Source organism: Candidatus Nitrosocosmicus agrestis (assembly GCF_008389435.1).
Classification (GTDB): Archaea; Thermoproteota; Nitrososphaeria; order Nitrososphaerales; family Nitrososphaeraceae; genus Nitrosocosmicus; species Nitrosocosmicus agrestis.
On the sequence record NZ_VUYS01000006.1, the window covers coordinates 107,740 to 127,239 of the forward strand.

Annotated in this window: 21 protein-coding genes and 1 tRNA gene; 5 read left to right on the forward strand and 17 right to left on the reverse strand. The window is 35.3% G+C overall.

Annotation, left to right across the window (positions count from 1 at the left end):
* Positions 1 to 49: 49 nt before the first annotated feature.
* Positions 50 to 394, forward strand: coding sequence for a PH domain-containing protein (locus F1Z66_RS05455; protein ID WP_149862594.1), 345 nt, complete (start codon positions 50 to 52; stop codon positions 392 to 394).
* 15 nt (positions 395 to 409) lie between these two features.
* Here the strand turns inward: F1Z66_RS05455 and F1Z66_RS15290 are convergent, their stop codons facing one another.
* On the reverse strand, positions 410 to 961 hold the full coding sequence (locus tag F1Z66_RS15290; protein ID WP_159357290.1) for a hypothetical protein: 552 nt from the start codon (positions 959 to 961) through the stop codon (positions 410 to 412).
* Here F1Z66_RS15290 and F1Z66_RS15805 point away from each other — a divergent pair.
* The gene (locus F1Z66_RS15805; RefSeq protein WP_159357289.1) at positions 954 to 1,388 is read left to right on the forward strand and encodes a hypothetical protein; all 435 of its coding nucleotides are present in this window, start codon (positions 954 to 956) and stop codon (positions 1,386 to 1,388) included. The genes F1Z66_RS15290 and F1Z66_RS15805 overlap by 8 nt on opposite strands.
* A 366-nt stretch (positions 1,389 to 1,754) precedes the next feature.
* Here F1Z66_RS15805 and F1Z66_RS05470 read toward each other — a convergent pair whose 3' ends face one another.
* Positions 1,755 to 2,054 (reverse strand): OB-fold nucleic acid binding domain-containing protein, encoded by a 300-nt coding sequence (locus F1Z66_RS05470; RefSeq protein WP_230207465.1) that lies wholly within the window; start codon positions 2,052 to 2,054, stop codon positions 1,755 to 1,757.
* 126 nt (positions 2,055 to 2,180) lie between these two features.
* On the opposite strand from F1Z66_RS05470, the gene F1Z66_RS05475 reads away from it, so the two are divergent.
* Positions 2,181 to 2,279 (forward strand) — tRNA-Leu (locus F1Z66_RS05475).
* A 90-nt stretch (positions 2,280 to 2,369) separates the two neighbouring features.
* Here the strand turns inward: F1Z66_RS05475 and F1Z66_RS05480 are convergent.
* Positions 2,370 to 3,758: a glycosyltransferase family 2 protein gene (locus tag F1Z66_RS05480; protein WP_149862596.1), complete on the reverse strand. Its 1,389-nt coding sequence runs from the start codon at positions 3,756 to 3,758 to the stop codon at positions 2,370 to 2,372.
* A gap of 170 nt (positions 3,759 to 3,928) precedes the next feature.
* Between F1Z66_RS05480 and F1Z66_RS05485 the strand changes: the two genes are divergently transcribed.
* Complete coding sequence (locus F1Z66_RS05485) at positions 3,929 to 4,849, forward strand: transcription initiation factor IIB (protein ID WP_149862597.1); 921 nt, start codon at positions 3,929 to 3,931, stop codon at positions 4,847 to 4,849.
* Positions 4,850 to 4,878: 29 nt separating this feature from the next.
* Here F1Z66_RS05485 and F1Z66_RS05490 read toward each other — a convergent pair whose 3' ends face one another.
* From F1Z66_RS05490 to F1Z66_RS05555, 14 genes are all read right to left on the reverse strand, one after another.
* Positions 4,879 to 5,802 carry a metallophosphoesterase family protein gene (locus F1Z66_RS05490; protein WP_149862598.1) on the reverse strand — a complete coding sequence of 308 codons (924 nt, stop codon included), beginning with the start codon at positions 5,800 to 5,802 and terminating at the stop codon, positions 4,879 to 4,881.
* A gap of 53 nt (positions 5,803 to 5,855) precedes the next feature.
* A complete protein-coding gene (locus tag F1Z66_RS05495) occupies positions 5,856 to 7,364 on the reverse strand; it encodes an RAD55 family ATPase (RefSeq protein ID WP_149862599.1) in 1,509 nt (502 codons plus the stop codon).
* Positions 7,365 to 7,438: 74 nt separating this feature from the next.
* Positions 7,439 to 8,548, reverse strand: coding sequence for a diphthine synthase (gene dph5 / locus F1Z66_RS05500; protein ID WP_149862600.1), 1,110 nt, complete (start codon positions 8,546 to 8,548; stop codon positions 7,439 to 7,441).
* A gap of 58 nt (positions 8,549 to 8,606) precedes the next feature.
* On the reverse strand, positions 8,607 to 9,746 hold the full coding sequence (locus F1Z66_RS05505; RefSeq protein WP_149862601.1) for a M20/M25/M40 family metallo-hydrolase: 1,140 nt from the start codon (positions 9,744 to 9,746) through the stop codon (positions 8,607 to 8,609).
* A 9-nt stretch (positions 9,747 to 9,755) separates the two neighbouring features.
* Entirely contained in the window at positions 9,756 to 10,637 is an 882-nt protein-coding gene (gene lysX / locus F1Z66_RS05510; RefSeq protein WP_201448471.1) for a lysine biosynthesis protein LysX, read from the reverse strand.
* Entirely contained in the window at positions 10,625 to 10,798 is a 174-nt protein-coding gene (gene lysW/argW, locus F1Z66_RS05515) for an alpha-aminoadipate/glutamate carrier protein LysW (RefSeq protein ID WP_149862602.1), read from the reverse strand. The genes lysX (F1Z66_RS05510) and lysW/argW overlap by 13 nt, the downstream gene beginning before the upstream one ends.
* Positions 10,779 to 12,011: a LeuA family protein gene (locus F1Z66_RS05520; protein WP_149862603.1), complete on the reverse strand. Its 1,233-nt coding sequence runs from the start codon at positions 12,009 to 12,011 to the stop codon at positions 10,779 to 10,781. The genes lysW/argW and F1Z66_RS05520 overlap by 20 nt, the downstream gene beginning before the upstream one ends.
* A gap of 137 nt (positions 12,012 to 12,148) precedes the next feature.
* Positions 12,149 to 12,586 carry an Lrp/AsnC family transcriptional regulator gene (locus tag F1Z66_RS05525; protein WP_230207466.1) on the reverse strand — a complete coding sequence of 146 codons (438 nt, stop codon included), beginning with the start codon at positions 12,584 to 12,586 and terminating at the stop codon, positions 12,149 to 12,151.
* Entirely contained in the window at positions 12,579 to 13,778 is a 1,200-nt protein-coding gene (locus tag F1Z66_RS05530) for an aspartate aminotransferase family protein (RefSeq protein ID WP_230207467.1), read from the reverse strand. The genes F1Z66_RS05525 and F1Z66_RS05530 overlap by 8 nt, the downstream gene beginning before the upstream one ends.
* The gene (locus F1Z66_RS05535) at positions 13,775 to 14,572 is read right to left on the reverse strand and encodes a [LysW]-aminoadipate/[LysW]-glutamate kinase (RefSeq protein ID WP_149862604.1); all 798 of its coding nucleotides are present in this window, start codon (positions 14,570 to 14,572) and stop codon (positions 13,775 to 13,777) included. The genes F1Z66_RS05530 and F1Z66_RS05535 overlap by 4 nt, the downstream gene beginning before the upstream one ends.
* Positions 14,569 to 15,621 carry an N-acetyl-gamma-glutamyl-phosphate reductase gene (argC, locus tag F1Z66_RS05540; RefSeq protein ID WP_149862605.1) on the reverse strand — a complete coding sequence of 351 codons (1,053 nt, stop codon included), beginning with the start codon at positions 15,619 to 15,621 and terminating at the stop codon, positions 14,569 to 14,571. The genes F1Z66_RS05535 and argC overlap by 4 nt, the downstream gene beginning before the upstream one ends.
* Positions 15,622 to 15,747: 126 nt before the next feature.
* On the reverse strand, positions 15,748 to 16,620 hold the full coding sequence (gene lysX / locus F1Z66_RS05545) for a lysine biosynthesis protein LysX (protein ID WP_149862606.1): 873 nt from the start codon (positions 16,618 to 16,620) through the stop codon (positions 15,748 to 15,750).
* Between the two features lie 2 nt (positions 16,621 to 16,622).
* Positions 16,623 to 17,810: an argininosuccinate synthase gene (locus tag F1Z66_RS05550; protein ID WP_149862607.1), complete on the reverse strand. Its 1,188-nt coding sequence runs from the start codon at positions 17,808 to 17,810 to the stop codon at positions 16,623 to 16,625.
* A 114-nt stretch (positions 17,811 to 17,924) separates the two neighbouring features.
* Complete coding sequence (locus F1Z66_RS05555) at positions 17,925 to 18,182, reverse strand: hypothetical protein (RefSeq protein ID WP_148686968.1); 258 nt, start codon at positions 18,180 to 18,182, stop codon at positions 17,925 to 17,927.
* Positions 18,183 to 18,407: 225 nt separating this feature from the next.
* On the opposite strand from F1Z66_RS05555, the gene F1Z66_RS05560 reads away from it, so the two are divergent.
* The gene (locus F1Z66_RS05560; protein ID WP_149862608.1) at positions 18,408 to 19,493 is read left to right on the forward strand and encodes a fructose-1,6-bisphosphatase; all 1,086 of its coding nucleotides are present in this window, start codon (positions 18,408 to 18,410) and stop codon (positions 19,491 to 19,493) included.
* The last annotated feature ends 7 nt before the right edge of the window (positions 19,494 to 19,500 follow it).

The following is a 19,500-nucleotide window of genomic DNA, read 5'->3' on the forward strand; positions in this document are numbered from 1 at the left end:
AATTACCAAACGGATTAAATGAGTAAACTAGATTTGATATATATCACTATTGCAACAGAACACTAAGATGCCTCTCAAGGACTTTCTTGTACCTGAAGAACATGTTAAATTCATCTGTAAAAGGGATATTGAATATGAGAATAAAAAATATGACCTTTTCATAACAAATAAAAGAATTGTACTCTATAGAGAAAGTGGTTTGATCAACAAGTCTGAAGATGTTATTTGCGAAAAAATTGAAAGACTTCAAGGATTGGAATACAAAGAAAAGAGAGGCTTGTTAAATTTAGCAAAAATTTCAATAAATGGCGGGATTAAAATTGATATTAAGGGTCCTTCGAAAGAGGTTAAGAATATGTTCCAAGTCCTAGAATGTCTAATAAATTCGAAGTAGGAAAAGTAATTTCTCTTATGAAAAAACCTTTCCAAATATAACTTTAAGATCATCTAACCTTTTGTCATTGCCGTTGTCATTGTCATTGCCGTTGTCATTGTCATTGCCGTTGTCATTGTCATTGCCGTTGTCATTGTCATTGCCGTTGTCATTGTCATTGCCGTTGTCATTGTCATTGCCGTTGTCATTGTCATTGCCGTTGTCATTGTCATTGCCGTTGTCATTGTCATTGCCGTTGTCATTGTCATTGCCGTTGTCATTGTCATTGCCGTTGTCATTGTCATTGCCGTTGTCATTGTCATTGCCGTTGTCATTGTCATTGTCATTGCCGTTAGAAGAACCTGGCTTACCAAGTAAATTTCCTAGTTGATTTTCATAGTCATCAGACAAGTTAGGATTTCCCAAATTTTCTGATTCTTCAAAATTAGTGTACTTGTGATTAGGCAGTATAGTAGACTTTGAGCTTTGCAAGTTGGTGTCAGTGTTTATTTTCTTTAATGGAATAGCATCAGATATTTTTGAAGTTGAAGATAGGCTTGGATCAGGGGCTATAGAAAAGTTGGTCATATTTTTGCAACAGGTATTGTTTGATGGGGTAATAACGTTTTTCTCATTTTCGGTGTTTATTTTCTTTAATGGAATAGCATCAGATATTTTTGAAGTTGAAGATAGGCTTGGATCAGGGGCTATAGAAAAGTTGGTCATATTTTTGCAACAGGTATTGTTTGATGGGGTAATAACGTTTTTCTCATTTTCGGTGTTTATTTTCTTTAATGGAATAGCATCAGATATTTTTGAAGTTGAAGATAGGCTTGGATCAGGGGCTATAGAAAAGTTGGTCATATTTTTGCAACAGGTATTGTTTGAGGGGGTAATAATTTCAATTGCTTGTACATGGAGACTGAAGAGTGAGATAGTCATCCCAAATAGAAGAAGAATAGGAATAATTAATAAAAATAAAATCAAATATTTGATGGGATACATTAACAAGTAGAATTATTAAATAAGATATAGGAGTTAATCATAATTGAACATGATAATCATTTTGTTATCATATGAAAGTAGATTATATTGTGATCATGTAACAGTAAATGGTTGATAATAATAGATGCATTACCAATATTACTCATTAGTAACAATATCAAATCAAGGACATCGAAAATCATTAGAGCCTCATTCAGAATTTTTTTAAAAATGTCTAGTTATTTGGTCAATACTTTCTTGGGATAAAAACGGAACTTCTTTCTTAGATTTTTAATTTTATAATCAAATTTTAATCAAAAATCAATTTTTTCAAATGAAAATTTGAAAATATAATCGTTATGGGCTAACTTTAGCAAAATAGCTAAAAGTCTAAAAGTTATTCGTCCAAAACCGATATCTTACCATATCGTCCAATGTTAAGACTATTCTCTCCCCTAAAGGCCTGTGTATAACCATTCTCTATCCCTATTTTATCACCTTCTTTAACCATTTTAATTTGGTCATCCCACAACGAGAGCTTGATACTACCGGTATCGTCAGAAATTATTGCATCAGCCACCAGTGCCGAACCACCTGCTCGCAAATTAACAGTTCTAGGCTCACTAATCTTTTCAATTGTTCCTTGGACGGTTACATGCCTCATATCATTTGTTAGTTCATTTATCTTCATAGTCATCGTTTATCTCTTCAGATCTAATCAATATAAAATTTTGGCATTTAATTGTTTGTTAAAAGCTTACAAATGAAATAAACCAAAAAGATCAAAAGATTATAAATCAGGGGATTATTCATTATCAGAAAAGGAGGAGTCGCGTAGCCTGGTCAAACGCGCAGGACTCAAGATATAAAATAAGAAATCCCGTCCTTTAGGGGTTCGTGGGTTCGAATCCCACCTCCTCCACTATTAATTTTAAGTAGATGTAACACAGCGATTAATCAAATCAACCAAATCATTGTTTAAATTAAATCAATGTTGCAACAAAAATGGGATTTATTTCTTTACAACATAAAAATCGTATGACTTTAGCCTATTTTGCTTTATTAATTTATGAAAATAGAATTCTATGACAGAGTAAAAAGCTGGAAATGATTCTATCAGGCCAAGGAAAGGAGCCAATATCAAGGTCTGTATATGCAATAGTATTCTTTTTGGTATGCCGATACGTGTGTACTTAAGATTAAGGAATAATCCGACTTGGTATGAAAGCAGCCAAACCGTACTAGAAAATATCAGGATTAAACCTAGAGTACTATCAAATACTTGAATGTCAGTAAGAGGTCGCAAGATTTCATTATACGTACTGTTAATATGTATTAACCTATCAAACCAAACGGACAAATCAAAACTAAGGTTATTATTCCAGTCAAAACTGGCATAAGAAAGAACGCTAATTACCTTCGGGATGTTTATGTACATTGCTAATGCAAGAGATATAACGCCAGATACAAACCCCAAAAAGAATGAAGTGCACTTGTATATTAAGCGGAATTTGAAAAAATTCGAAAACTTTTCTATATTTTGTAGGTTTCCAATTACCCATCTACGCCTTTGCATAAAGTGATCCTTAATATTTAGCGGAGGCTGTTCAAGCAAGATACCACCATGCCAACCCATTGAGTTACGGCCATATTTTTTGAATAATTCATATCCAAATCTTTGATCTTCTGCCAAGATTGGACCGAACTCCCATCCTATTTTATCCTCAACGTCAGACCTGACTAAGAGATTACTTCCATGCATATGGATGGGTGGAGGATTGTGCATGTGAGTGACGCATTCAAAACATCCAAAGGCTCGCATTGATTCAGCTAAAGCAGTAATTCTATTTGCCTTTTCGAATTTTAAAGGATAAAATATAGGTCCTTCACTGGCGATACCCCTCTTTTCTCGAATAAATTTCAGGATTGACAAGACAGTTTGTTGGACAACATAACTTTCATCATCCATATGAAATATCCAATGATCGGAAGTTTGTTTTCGAAACTTCCTACGATAAACAATAGCAAACTGCAATGCTCTTGCTTTTTTTATCGCGTTAGGAGAAAAATTCTTGTCAACGCATATTACCTTGCATGGCAGGTCATTCAATGTCCTTTCGTCGAATGGATCTTCAGTAACTACTAGGATTTCATATTTCGTGTAATTAGTTTCCCTACAAGATTCAATAATTGATTGAATGCCCCTTCTCACAACACTGGTCCTTGTCGCAGACCTAGTGGTAATTTGGAAAATTATTTTAGGATCATTAGGAATTCTCCTAAGGTCTTTTTCGATGAATTGTTTATTATTTCTGACAAACCTATAGAACAACTTTACTGCATTAGGGATGAAAAAAATCCAAAGAATGGTAGCTATCATTAAAGCAGGATTATCAATCAATTAAATAACTATGAATATTATTATTTAATAATTTAATTGTTTTTTCTATTATTATTTTCGCTTACCTAAATTTTTCTACTTATATTCATATAGTAAGATAGTTATTCTTAACTTTTCAAAAAAGAATAAATAATAACTTATATAAGTAATAAAGGATTGAATATAATTTCATGCATCCAGAAGGCAAGGTAGACAGATCAAAGCCACTGATTTGTGAGTTTTGCAAAAGTGATTCAGTTATATTTGACAATGTATCGTTTGAATATGTTTGCTCAGCCTGTGGGTGTGTTTCTAGTCAAGATCCCAATTCAGATTCTATGACAAATTTCAGGGCTAACTCGGGTTATAATGATAGGACTAGGACAGGCATGCCCGAATCATTGGCTATTCACAATAAGGGTTTATCAACCTTGATTGGGATTGGCGATACCGATGCAAGGGGCAAAGCGCTTGAACCGTCTCAGAAAAACAGCATACAAAGGCTAAGAACATGGAACAATAGAGCACAACTAAATGACTCCGTTTCTAGAAATTTAGAAAAGGCGCTAAAACTTCTAAACAATTTTGGTGACAAGCTCTATTTGAGTCAAGCAGTTATCGAAGGGGCTGCATATATCTACAGGAAAGCAGCAATCAAGAAACTAGCTAAAGGTCGCTCAACGTTGGGATTAGTAGGAGCTGCACTGTATGCGGCGTGTAGGGAAACAGCAACTCCAAAGACGATAACAGATATTGCAACAGCATGTAATATTACTACCAAAGATATTATGTCTCATTATAAACTTATTTTAAAGGAGCTTTCATTGCAAATGCCAGTTCTGCATGGTCCAGATTACGTAACATTGATCTGTAATCGTTTACAGTTGAGTGAGAAAACAAAGAGAGAAGCTTTGAGAATTTTTTCCATGGTACAGCAAAATAGGATATCAATTGGAAAGAATCCTAGAGCGCTTGCAGGATCTATTATATATCTCGCATCGCAAAATTGCAATGAGTTTTTGAGGCAAGTTGAAATTTGTCAAGTCGCCGAGATATCAACAGTCTCTTTAAGAAAAAGATGCAAGGAAATAAAATCCAAAGTTGAATTGTGAAAAAATACTAACTGTGGTTTCCACATTCTCTAGACTAGTTTCATGAAATTGCTCAAAAGTGATTTTTGTTCTCTACACTTTAGCATATTGTTATATGATATTCCCAAATAGCCGGACTCAAATTTAGGATATGGTTCTTTCGAAGAGAAAATTGTCATTACCTTTGAACTATGGTTGGTTTTGTAACCTTTACATGGTTCATGGCCCCTGATAATAAAACTACAATTTAACTTGCTGAGCCATTCGTCAGTGATTCTTTCTCCGAAATATTTTCCCAATCCCCTTTTAGAAGGTTGCCACTTTACATCACTTAATTCTCTCGGATCATTCCAGAGTAACTCTCCTAATAACAAAGTATTCTTTGAAAGATCAGATAAATTAAACTTGTAATTGTCAAAAAATCTTGTGTCTTTTATTATCGGCAAGCCCCCATGGAGCAAGATTGCAAAAGACTCTATTTCACAAACTATCGGCATAGAATCAAACAACGGAACAACATAATCTGAATAAAAAACTTTACCTTTTTTACCAAATCTATCATTTAATTCAGAGTCGAAAGTAAAACTAGAAAAAGGAAAGGTATGATATGCCTCATGATTACCTCTCAATAACATAACATTCAAAGGGAATTCAGTTTTAAGCTTGCATAAAGTCAACAAGACTTCAAATGAAAATCTGCCTCTATCTATATAATCGCCAAGAAACAGCAAGATATTTTCTTCATTACTAAGATATTTTCTGTAATCTATTTTATCAAGGATTTTAGTTAAACTGTATGAATCACCGTGGAGGTCTCCTACGACCACAAGATTCTGAGGTAGTTGCAAATTTACATAATCCCCTGAGGACATTCCTATAGATGAGAAAAAACCTTGTAATTTGTGTTCATCTTGTAGATTCTTGGTCTTAATCAAGGTTTGCTGAGCATCCTCAAAAGATGTAAAATTGTACATACAATTTTTCAGTCCTGCATTCTATTACTATATATCAATACCAATTAGCAAACCTATTGAATTGGATACCAATTAATTAAGAATCTCTCAGTGTCCATTATTGTCTGATAAGCGATGCTGTTACTACCCATCCTATTTAATAACAAATTTTTGCCCTCTACTTTCATTTCCCACCATGTATTATCCTTTGCAAAAGTTTTATCCAAAGTGGAAGTAATCTGATGAACTATGACATTGACCGTAAAATTCTCTCGCAATAGTTTATCAAAATAGTCTTCCCTGAGTAATGATTGTATATTATCAGAATTCATTAAATTAAGAATTTTAATGTTATCTTTTTTTTCCAACAATTCATTTGGTTTAGTAGTAAATCCAGTCAGAAGTGGAGGAACATTGTTAATTTTTTCCTGACCGCTCAGATTATTTCCGTCATTGTATTTGATGAATGATGCCTCACTGTGATTATCCCTTCTAATACCAAATGGCTCAGCAAAGTTTAATTCCTGAACAATAACTTTATTATTTAAAAGTTCTGTTTGCATATGAATACCTAGGATCTGTTGGCACTTGTATCTAAAATTATTACTGAAGTTATTTATCATCAATAAATTCACAGGGATTTTGATCCAATCTAGGAGAGGTTTTATCATTGCAGATAGAAATAACTCTTGGCAGATTTTATTATCTACCACCAGATTAATAAAATTATCTTCTTTGAAGATATTTGTGACTTCTAAATTTGGTTTTGTTGTACTCTTTTTGAATAGGGTATCCTTTTGTTTTATGGTTACCCGTGTTGTATTTGCATTAGTTTTATTTATCTTGTCAAATAAGTTTATCTCAGAGATACTATCAGCCGATCGGAATACCCCTCCATAAAGAGAATAGCAATATGTATTACATTGCACAGGAACACCTCTTAACTTATTTATAGTCAATTTTCGAGAATTAGTCGAATCAACTATATGATTTTCAAGGGTTATAACACCGTCTACTATGGAGTCAAGTATTCCTAAATCAAATGCTTCACTCAGAAAAATTAATTTTGCACCTGCTCTTTCTCGCCATATCTGCAATACTCTTTCGTTGTTCAGCCTAGATTCCCTATCCATAAAAGAGGCTATTGTGTCCCAGGTGTCAATGAGAATAACAGGAGATTTCACATCCATTAGTTGATTAGTAATTCGTTCGAAAAGTGATTCGGGCTCATCTAATCGAGCATCTTCAAATCGGTAGCCAGATTTGGTATCATCCTTAGAGAAAAATTTTTCAATCCAGGGAAAATAGAATGCTAATTGTTTTAATGACAATCTAGTGGATATATAAAAATAATTACTGTCATCTTTCAAGTTATCTAACAAAGTTAACGCAAATGTTGTCTTGCCTGTACCTGGCTTTCCCTTTATTAATAACGAATATGATTCGTTCTTTACAAATTGCAGGAGTTCAGACGGCAAATGACCTACATTTTTTCTTTTACTAAATCGCTTAACCCTTTCAGGTCGTGTGTGAGTATTTTGAGAATCACCTTCAGACGGAGATCCTGAACTGCTATCTGACATTCCTTTTTATAAAAAGTCGTAGATAAACTATTAACAATTCTAAACTTTCAACTATAAAAAACTATTACTAAATCTTACCATGGATTCATATTTTTCTGAAAGCGAAGTGAGTCTATTAGCCCTTCCGCGTAGCCTATGCTCAATATGGCTAGTTCAAGTTTGCCTTGATTATAAAAAGTCTGTGCATCGTTCAAATAGTTTTCTGCGTTTTCAATTACTGATTCATACTCTTTTGGTAACCCTTCTCCGGTTGAACTTAAAAGATTTATTAAATTTGCAAGTGCGATTTTGGCGTTTGGAATATATTTATCTAGCATTCTGTTTGCCAACTTTGAAATTCTTGAGGAATTTCCGTTAGGAGGATCAAGAAGTTTAGTCAAGTTTCTTACAGAATCTTCTTCAATAAAATGCAGACTTCCAGGGATTATTACCGAGTTCGGGCCACCTTCGTATTCGAGTCTAGATAAAGTGTCAATATTCCCAGATAGTATTTGTGAATCATCACTTCCAATTTTGCTTGCAACTATGGCAAACGTTTTGGTTGAAAGATTAGCGAGTTTAATTTCCGCTTCCCTCTCAAGTAATAAATCAAACACTTTTTTTGGTGACAAGTAAAATGGATTGGAGCTTGAAGTGAAATTATCAATCCCGTCGTCATTATTGTATTCCGTTAAGATCAATGTATGGAGCCCTAAACTCAAATTATCATAAATTGTATTATAAACAGTAATGGAAGACATAGGATCATTCATCAAAGTTACCATCTTACCAAATTTGTAAGGCTGCAGACCGGTTTCGCCAATGAGGGAAATAAGCCCAGAAGACGAATGAATGACCTTAACATCAATTGAAAGTTTCTTAGCCCTGACCATTAGTTCATTGTAAGTAGTGGCAACCAATGGATCTCCATAAGCAAGGATGCTTACATTATTTGAACTCGCTTTTTCCAAAATTTCCCTTCCATCCTCTATATACCACCGCTTTACAAATTTAATGTCTATTCCTGAATTTAACTGAGATTCTTTTGAATCATTGAGAATATTATGGATTTTCATCATAAAATCATCAGATATAAAACCAGTAAACCTTTCTAGAAACACAAAGTCACTATTCTTTAAAACTTCAACAGAGCCAATTGGCAGCGAATCAAATTCACTTATTCCAATACCTATAATGTGTAGCAATTCAATGGTTAATTTGACAAATAAATATTTGAGTGTATTTAGTTCCGAATGTTAGAATTCAGGTCTTCTTTGGATAAAGATTCTTGTGAAGTCTAACCATGTGCAACAATGCGTTTTTGTATACTTCAATTCCAGTCAAGTAATCCGGAATGTATACCTTTTCATCTATTGTATGAGAAGAATGTGGATCTCCAGGACCATATGTTACCACTGGAATATTAAGCACATTACCAAGAATATTCATATCTCCTGTTCCAGTCTTGCGAAGTAACAATGGTCTCTTTTTTTTGGATTCCAAAATTGAAAGTACTAAGGCTCTTACAAGAGGAGAAGATATATTTGCCTGAAAAGGTTCCGTCTTATCTTCTACCCTATATTTTATTTTAAGACTTGGCGATTTTTCTTGAATTTGGATCACATGTCTATCAAATACCTTCAAAACCGAGTCACAAGACAGTTTTGTCGGTATTCGAATATCAACAGTCATTCGACATTTCTGAGGAGTCACATTGTGACTAGTTCCTCCAGTTATCTCAGTGAGGCTAAAACTTACTTCATCTGCCCTGTTGTTAATATCCGAGGCTCCAATCTCTTTGCTGGTAAATGATTCTTTTAAGTAATTCCACACGTTGAATAGTTCTTCAACAGCATTTAGAGCAAGCCAAGGTGCACTTGCGTGGGCACTGTTCTCTACATCACACATCAAACGAATTTCTAGACGGCCTTTATAGGAAATTGTAATATTTTCTATACCACTCGGTTCTCCAAAAATGGCATAATGTGGTTTTAAAGCAGTATCTTTAACTAGATTTTTTATCCCGGTAGCATTACCTTCCTCATCAACAACTCCCGCAAACACTATGGTACAAGTTTGTTTCGGTATATCTGCTGCGGCCAATAGCATAGAGATAAGCGGAGCTTTTGCATCTGAAGCACCTCTTCCATAAAGATAATCACCTTCTAGTCTAACAGGAACTATACCTGGAACTGTGTCCATATGACCACAAAGCAATATGGTCGGATCACCACTTCCCCTTACAGCAATCATATTGCCGACGCTATCGATGTTAGCCTGTTCAAAACCAAGGTCCATACAAATATCTTTCAGAAAATTGGCTAATTGAGATTCCGATCTCGATGGGGTATAAATATCCAATGCATTTTTCAAAAGCTCAATTGCAAATGTAGGAGATACCATTTTCAGAAATTATTTAACAAGCAAGTTCTGCATATATTTAATAATTAGTGACGGAATATCTACTCCTGTAACCCTCACGGTGTTCTTAAATTCAGTGGTGTTATTAACCTCATGAACAATCAAACCATATTTTTCACTTTCCATAAGATCCACTCCCACTACGTCACCCTTAAATATCTTAGCAGACTTGATGCAAATGTCTTCCAACTCCTTGGTAATAGGACATGGTGAGGCGTGTCCTCCTAATGCCATATTTGTTTTCCATTCATTGGTACCCGAATATCTATAAATTGCTGCAACAACCTCTTCACCGATAACAATAGCACGAATATCCCGTGGTGGACGTTTAATAAATTCTTCAAAATAGCTAATATGATAAATTGGAAACATATGTTCTCTATCTTCTAAAACTGCCTTTGCCGCTTCATCATCATTTAACAATCCAATAAGGCGACCCCAACTCCCTACAGTAGGTTTTATCACGGCAGGATAGCCAAATTTCTCCAGGCCATGCAGTGCTGACTCAGTGGTAAAAGCGCACATTGAATTTGGGGTGAGAACATTGTTTTTTTGAAGTTCCATATGTGAAATAAGTTTGTTTCCACACATAAGGGCTGTATAAAGTGAATTTATCATCCTAGCCCCTAATCCCTCCAAACCAGCAGTAGAATGTAAGTTTCTAAAATAACTAACACTACGCTGTAGTATTATCTTGTCTCGAAATAGGTTAGTGTCGTCGTTTAGGAAAAGTACTAAATCCTTGCAATCAATAGTTTTTAGATTTATTCCATCTTGCTTTGATTTTTCAATTATAGACTTCTCCTCCCATCGGATATTATCAAAAAGAATATAGAGAGAAGTACTATCTTCCTCTATATTTATTGTCCCCAATCCTCTCCAACTACTTGCGCTGGCTTGATACTAAATTCGTTTCCTGATTTTACCAGTTCAAAACTTTCTCCGCAATCTGGGCAAGTAACAATTTCTCCTTGCATTGAGTCGTCAGGTACTGGAATTTCAGCATCACATTCTTTACAATTTACTTTTGCCATCTTCTTGATCCTTACTATTTTTCATATATTCCTCATTAAGTATTTTTCTCTCTAATTTTTCATCTAAGAATAATTCTAAAATATCTCCCATGCGCAACTCTTTTAACCCTTTTGCCAAAGATTCTGAATTCTCTTTGGTAGACTCCAATCCTAACAATGACAGTAGATAAGCGGATCCATTTTTGCCCGATAATTCTCCAAACACAATTTTACGTCTATTTCCAACCAGTTTCGGTTCTATTATCTCATATGCCGATGGATTACGCAGAATTGCAGCCAAATGAGTTCCAGCCTTGTGTTTATAAGAACTATCGCCAACAAGAGGTTTAGATTCATGAATTGGTATTCCAGTATAATCTGAAATGGTTCTAGACAAATCCTTCAACATATGAAGCCTAAAGTTGTTGTTTGATTTATAGATCAGATTTAACGCTACTGCAGTCTCAGCAAGAGCTGGAATTCCCGTTCTTTCCCCAAGTCCATCTATAGTAGTGTGAATTTGATCGGCGCCAGCTTCACATCCAGACAACGCATTAGATAATGCCAAGCCAACATCATTGTGGCAATGAACATCCAGCATAGTCTTGGATTTATCTATGTTATCGTAAACCATTTTTACTAGATTATACATACCACGGGGCCTCATAATTCCAACCGTATCAGGTATACTAATCCTCTCTATGCCCTTATTGTTCATCTCTTTACACATATCTATTAGAAATTCAGGATCTGTTCTGCTAGCATCTTCCATAGTAAATCGCGATTTTAGTCCATGGGATTTTATATGATCCACCACTTCCAGAGCCCGAGATTTAGCGTCCTCGCGTGAGATTCTCAATTTCGCAACAAGATGGATATCAGAAATCCCCATATAAGTCGCCACCCACTCAGTGTCACAATCAAGGGCTCTATCTACGTCGGATTTAATTGCCCTCACGTGTGCAACAATATCAGCGTTAAGCCCCTGCTTCATTATCACTTTGGTGGCCTCAAAATGATCTTCAGATACTATAGGGCTAATTTCAATCTGATCGACTCCAAACGAATCTAACATCCAAGCTATTTGGATGCGTTGTTTGTTTGAAAATGAGATCCCGGGATGTTGTTCACCTTCTCTAAGTGTCGAATCTAATATCCTTATTTTTTTTTTATCTTTTTCTGAATTATTATATTGATGCGCAAAATAGTTGGGATCGTCTGTTTTTAGTGACATCAGTTAATTAAATATACTATAATCGATTATTTAATGTATGTTTTCGGTATAAAAAAATTATCATTACAAATTGGAATGATATTCTGACAATTCTTATTATATGGTGCTAATGTTTCAGTCAAATTATTTTAATGAGTTTAGATCGAATTACCCAAGGTTCTAAGAATTATAACAGTATTTGTATCAGAAACACCTTCTATCTTGCGGATTTCATCAATATAAGAATTTATCTCCAAAATAGTTGGGGCAGCTATAATGGTAGCAATATCATATTGTCCAGTAATTTCATAAATTGTCTCAACTCCCTTTAAATTTTGGAGCTCAGCTGAGACTTTCGACGTATCTGCAACGGAACTTACTGAAATCAATGTTATCGCGCTAGTCTTGTTTGATGGACCTAGCTCTACCGTAAACTTTTTAATTACCCCAGAATCTTGTAAATTCTTTACCCTTCTTCGAACTGCAGATTCTGACATCCCTATTGAATCAGCAATCTCAACAAAAGACTTTCTTGAATCATCCCTTAATATGGCCAAAATTTTTTCGTCAATGTTATTTATTTGATTTTCAGCCAATTCTTCTTTTCACCTCATTTTCTAAAAGAATATCAATCAGTCCTAGTGATTTATTCACTTCAGTCTCGTCCATAACTAAAGGTGGTAGCAATCTTAAAATGTTTCTGCCAGAATACAGCAATAATATTCCATGTTTGATACCATCAAGAAGGATATCTTTTACATCAAATCTCATTTCAATGCCTAACATTAATCCTAGTCCCCTTACATCCCTGACAATCTTGTGTTTGGCCTTTAGTTCAAGTAAACCTTCTTTAAACAATTTCCCCACCTTGCTCGAATTTTCAACCAAGTTATCCTCTGTCAATGCATCAATCGCAGCAGAACCTGCTGCGCAAGCCAAAGGATTGCCTGCAAATGTTGACGAATGTTCACCAATTTTAAGGCAATCGAGTATTTCAGACCTCATAGTAGTTACACCCATTGGCACACCTCCAGCTATTCCTTTAGCCAGACACATAACATCAGGCTCCACATCCCAATGTTCTCCAGCCCACATCTTGCCAGTCCGACCTAATCCAGACTGAATCTCATCAAATATAAGAACAATCCCCTTATCCGTACAAATATTCCTAATATTTTTGAGAAAATTTTGTGGTGGCATTATTATTCCAGTCTCACCTTGTATAGGTTCAACAATCATGGTTCCTATCTTATTTTCAGGATTAGATACAATGTTAATGATTGAATCCATTTCAGAGTATGAAACAAATTTAACATTTTCAAACAAAGGTAAAAAAGATTTCCTGTATTTCTCATTGTAGGTTACAGACAATGACCCGAAAGTTTTACCATGATATCCTCCATTGAGAGCTAAAATACCATCTTTACCGGTGAACTTTCTTGAAAATTTTAAAGCAGCTTCAACAGCCTCTGTCCCACTATTAGTAAAAAAAGTTTTTCTTAGGTTTTTGGGTGCTATTAAAGCAAATTTCTCCAAGAATTTCAATCTCATTTCGTTGTAAACAGACATATGACAGGTAATAAGATCTTGTACTTGATTTGTAATCGCGTTGACAACCCTATCATTACAATGTCCGACAAGGGCGACTCCATATCCGCCCATACAATCAAGATATTCTTTACCATCTTTATCCCAAACTTTACATCCCTTTCCCTTTACAATATTGACCGGAAATCTTTGATACAGATTCCCCACATAGTATTCTTCTGATTTAATACTTTGCATCATGTTATCACGGTACAATTCTTATTTTCTAATGCAGTCATTAATGGATTCTGTACTGATCCAGAGGCTATAATAGCTTTTTTAACCCCCATATCAATAGCTTCAGTACATGCAAGGATCTTTTTTTCCATGCCCGGACCTATTTTAGGAAGCATTTGCTTTGCCTCATGCAATGACAAATTTGTCACTAACTTATCATTCATCATTAATCCACTAACATTTGTAATGAATACAATCGTATCACACTTGATGGCCCCTGCAACATTTGCTGCTGCCCTATCTCCATCAATATTCAAGAATTCATTCTCTTCACTAATTGCTATTGGTGAAATTACAGGAACATAACCGCTATCAAGTAAGCTATAAATAAGCTTTGGATTGACCTTTGATACTTTACCGGTATACCCTCCTTCAATTATCATCTTTCTGCCCCTTTCATTTAAAATGATAAGTTTCTTCTTTCTATCTGCCTTGATCATTTCCCCATCAATACCTGTAATTCCTACTGAAAGAATACCACGGCTTCCAAGCAGAGCTGTGATTTGTTTACTTATCTTTCCAGACATAACCATAGTATAAATTAGTGATGTTTCTTTGTCTGTGTATCTACTGCGTTTACCACCTGGAGAAACAATAAATTTTTGTTCTTTTCCCATCAAGTTAGCAGTATTAGTAACGTCCTTACCGCCACCATGTACAATTACAACTTTATCATCGTTCACTAGTTTAGAAAAGTCATCCAAAATAGAGGGATTAAGGCCTTCTACAATGCTTCCCCCAATTTTAACTACTATCATACTGGTGTTACAGGAGTGAATCTTAATCCCGTCATTTCGTCAAATCCTGCCATAACATTAAGATTTTGAATTGCAGACCCAGCTGCACCCTTCATCAAATTATCTGATGCGGACATTGCGACAATCCGCTTGTTGTCTTCATCAATATCAAACCCTACGTCACAAAAGTTCGAAGCGATTACAAATTTAGGATCTGGAAATTTATATATTCCGTTTTTGTCCCGAATCAATCTAATAAAAACCTCTTTTCCATACATATTTCGATATAATTTCCATAATTCTAATTCACTAATTTCTTTTTTTAAGAATGCGTGATTAGTTGTCAATATACCGCGGACCATATTTACGGCATGAGGAGTCATACTGACGTGTATCTTTTTGTTATTTAACAGGTTCAACTCTTGTTCAATCTCTCCTGTATGACGATGCTTAGCTGGTTTATAAGGTCGAATTACACCGTAACGCATGGCATGATGGGTCGCGGATCCTGCTTGGCCACCTGCACCAGAAGAACCGATTTTGCTATCTACCACTATATGCTCAGTATCAAGAACATCGTTTTGAATCAAAGGTTTTAATGCCAAAAGGGAAGTAACCGCCATACATCCTGGACAAGCAACTAGCTGAGCATTTTTAATCTCTTCTCTATGAAATTCTGGAACTCCATATACCGACTTTGCAAGCATATCTGGGTATGGATGTTCCCAACCGTACCATTTGACATAATCATCAGGGTTTTTTAATCTGAAGTCAGCAGAAAGATCTATAATCTTTATTCCACGTTTGAACAAATCATTTACGATTTTATTTGATTTGCCATGAGGTACAGATACAAATATCAAATCACATTTGTCAGTCAATTTATCAATGTCAAAGTCTGAAAAAGTAAGATTAATGAAACTTTTTAAGCTTGGATGAATTCTATGAACATATTCTCCGACTTTTTGCCTTGACGTAACCATAGAAACTTCTACTTTAGGATGAGTAACCAATAATCGAAGTAGTTCTCCCCCCACAAATCCTGATGCACCTATAACACCGACTTTCATTTGGAATTCCTCAACTTGTTTTTATTTATCGTTAATACAAATAAAAAGTATTTATCAATAAATAATTCCATAAATAATAAAACGTTTAATAATCCTCATTTAAATTTTTTGTTTATTGAGATTTTTTTATTTTCTTGCATGATTTATTGCATAATCAATAATCAAATCTGCAATATTGATCCCCGTGGCCATGCTAGCACCTCTAAATTCCACAGTGTTATTAATTTCATGGACTACCAAGCCTCTTGAATCATCTTCCATCATATCTATCCCAAGAATACCATCTCCTACCGCTCTAGCAGATCTCAAAGCTAACTCCTCTAATTCGGCCGTTATCTTGAATACCTCTGCTTTCCCTCCTTTTGCTACGTTGGTTCGCCATTCATCTTCGGAAGAGTATCGGTATACTGCCGCAACTACCTTATCACCAACCACAATACATCTAATATCCCTTGGAGGCCTATTAATCAACTCCTGAAAATAAAATATATTTGAAAATGGACTAGTACTTTCCTGTCGCATCTCTACTATAATCTTCCCAGTCTCTTTATTCCTGATAGGAAAAACGCCACGTCCCCACGACCCAATGACAGGCTTAAAAACCACAGGTTCATGCTCCAGGTTTGCAGAATTGACAAATTCTAACGCAGAATCAGAATTAAAGGAAAAGTAAGATTTAGGTGTAGGTATAGCATTTTTCTTAAGCACAAGAGAAGTCTGAAGTTTGTTACCACAGATTTCTCCTATACTAGAGTTATTAATTACCGTATATCCACAAGTTTCTAGACAATATGTAACGAACTGACCTCTAAAATGGCTCACACTACGTTGTAAAAGTACATCTCCAAACTTTTTTGCCACCGTGTCAACGTCATCAGTAGAAAGTAAAAGATTTTTTGAATCAGTGAGGGTAACATCAATTTCCCTGTTTTTGGCTGTATTGAATAAGGCTTTCTCCTCAAATCTCAATTTGTCAAACAAAATATCTAATTTGACCATTTTTACTCCTTATTTTCCAATACCTTTGAATTGGCTGCAGAAGATTGCAATCCCCAAAGATTTACAAACCCGATGGCAAGTCTCTGATCGAATGATGAGCCTGAAGAATAAGTTATAGTATCATTATCATAAAGCGAATACGTTGATTTTCTCCCCACCACACGATATGACCCGCTATGCATTTTAATCTTTATTTCACCATCTACTCGTTTCTGAGTCTCGTTGATGAAACTATTGAGGTCTCTCAGCAAAGGATCAACCCACAATCCCGAATAAGCTAACCAAGACCACTGGTCATCTACATGTAGTTTAAATCTCAATTCATTGTTTGTTAATACTAATTTTTCTAGATCTTTATGCGCCTCTATTAAGATCAACCCTGCGGGAGATTCATACACTTCTCGTGATTTGATTCCAACTACACGGTCTTCAATGTGATCAATGATTCCAACGCCATATGATCCAGCGATAGCATTTAATTCAGTTATTAAAGAATCCGTTTCCATTTGCTGTCCATTCAGGGAAATCGGGATTCCATTTTCAAATCCTATTGTAACATAACCAGTAGAATTGTTATTTTGTTTTACAAATTTGAAGCAATCTTCTGGAGGTTCATTATCCAAATTCTCTAACGTTCCACCCTCTATAGCTCTTCCCCAGATATTCTCATCTATACTATATTTTTTTGCAACTTCACTAATTCGTATCCCATTTTCTTTTGCAAATTTTAATTCCTTATCTCTGGTAAGGTTCATGTCTCTAATCGGCGCTACAATATCTAATGCGGGATCCAAAGATCGTATCGTAATATCGAATCTAACCTGATCGTTACCTTTTCCAGTGCAACCATGAGAAATTAATTTTGCGTTGTATTGTTTTGCAGTTTCGACGGCCTTTTTTGCGATTAAAGGCCTTGCTATCGCAGTCGCCAATGGATATTTTTGTTGGTATAACGCGTTGGCTTTTATTGTAGGAATCACATAATCATTAACAAATTCCTTCTTTGCGTCAATATAGATGTGTCTAATGGCTCCTAACTCTGATGAAACACTAGCAATTTCACTGAAATCATCTTCTTGTCCAACGTCCACTGTAAGAGTAATTACATCTAAATTGTGAAGTTTTTGTAAATATCTGACGCAGACTGAGGTATCCAGCCCACCAGAAAAAGCAAGGACTACTTTATTCATTAACAGGCGTTCGTAACATTAATAATAATTTAATCCTTATGAATAAGAAACTGTTGATCTTAATTTACTTATTTTGGCGGATTAAACCAAAATGACAAAAATTTGAATGAAAAATTATACACCGATCTCTTTTGCCAGTTTAATAATCTTCTTGCCTTCCTTAGTTAATTTGTTATATGTTTTGTTCTTTACGTTACTTCTTTCAACCAATCCTTTGTCCTCTGCTTTGATGAGTAACTTATGACCATATCCATAAGCTCCGAGTTTTTTTAGCAAATCTCTAGTAGAATATTCCTTTTCTCCGATTGTTTTGATTAATTTTACCAAAGCTCTTTCTTCTATCATTATTTTTATTAGGTTTGCGTCACGCATAGTAGTAAAGCAGATCTAACTCTATTTATTAGTTACTTCGTATGGCAACAAATATCGATATTTTTTTGTGGGACGAAGTCAAACCATGTAAATCAGTAACATCAATTAGTCGATCTTTATTAAATTGTGCAATTGAAATGGCCCTCTTTTCTGAAAATTTTTATGAATTTTTTGGTTTGGTAATCGAAACAAAAATTTTTAAACCTCATATAAAACAACATGAATATGAAGATCACCGTTTCAGCCATAAAAGCCGATATTGGCGGTATTGGGGGACACACTAGACCTAGCGATGAATTAGTGAAAACAGTTAAAGATTTTGTATTGAAAAATGGGAAAGGGTTATTGATTGACCACTATATTGGATATACTGGGGACGATATTCATATCATCATGACCCATACTTTAGGAACCGACAATAAGGAGATACATAAATTAGCGTGGGATGCTTTTACAGAAGGTACTAAAACAGCAAAAGAACAAGGCCTATATGGAGCAGGTCAAGATCTGTTGAAGGATTCATTTTCAGGAAATGTAAAAGGCATGGGACCAGGAGTTGCCGAAATCGAAATGGATGAAAGACCAAGCGAAGTATTTTGTATTTTTGCTGCAGATAAGACTGAACCGGGAGCTTATAATTTCCCTTTCTGGAGAATGTTTGTTGATACAAGAAGCAATACAGGGTTAATAATCAACGAGGAATTGGCAAAAGGTGTCGTTTTTAGAGTGATGGATGTGATGACTGGAAAAATTGCTGATTTGAAGATGTGGAATGACAAACCAGAATTGGAAGCAGCATTAATGTACCCAGGAAGATATGTTGTGCATTCAGTACTTTCTCACGATGGTGAACAGATTCTTTCATGTTCTACTGATAGACTTCACAATATCGCCGGTACTTATGTAGGGAAAGATGATCCCATTGCAATAGTTAGAACTCAAAAGAGTTTTCCGGCTACAGAAGAAGCAGGCAGCGCCTTTAATGATCCCCATATCGTTGCTGGAAATACGCGAGGTAGTCACCATATGCCCTTTATGCCTGTGGGATTGAATTCTGCAGCTAGTTTGAACTACTCAATTCCCATCGTATCTTGCCTTTTGTTTAGCATGCATAATGGAAAATTAACGGGCCCGCATGATGGATTTGGTACCGCAGATTGGGAATATCAGCGCAAATTGGCGGCTGAAAGAGCGATGTTTATGCGAGTTCAAGGATTTATTCATCCTGCTACTCTTGTTCCAGACGAACTCGAGTATAATAAAGGCTATGAAGCAAGAATGGCCAAGTTGAATGAGAAATTCAAAGAATAGGTATTTA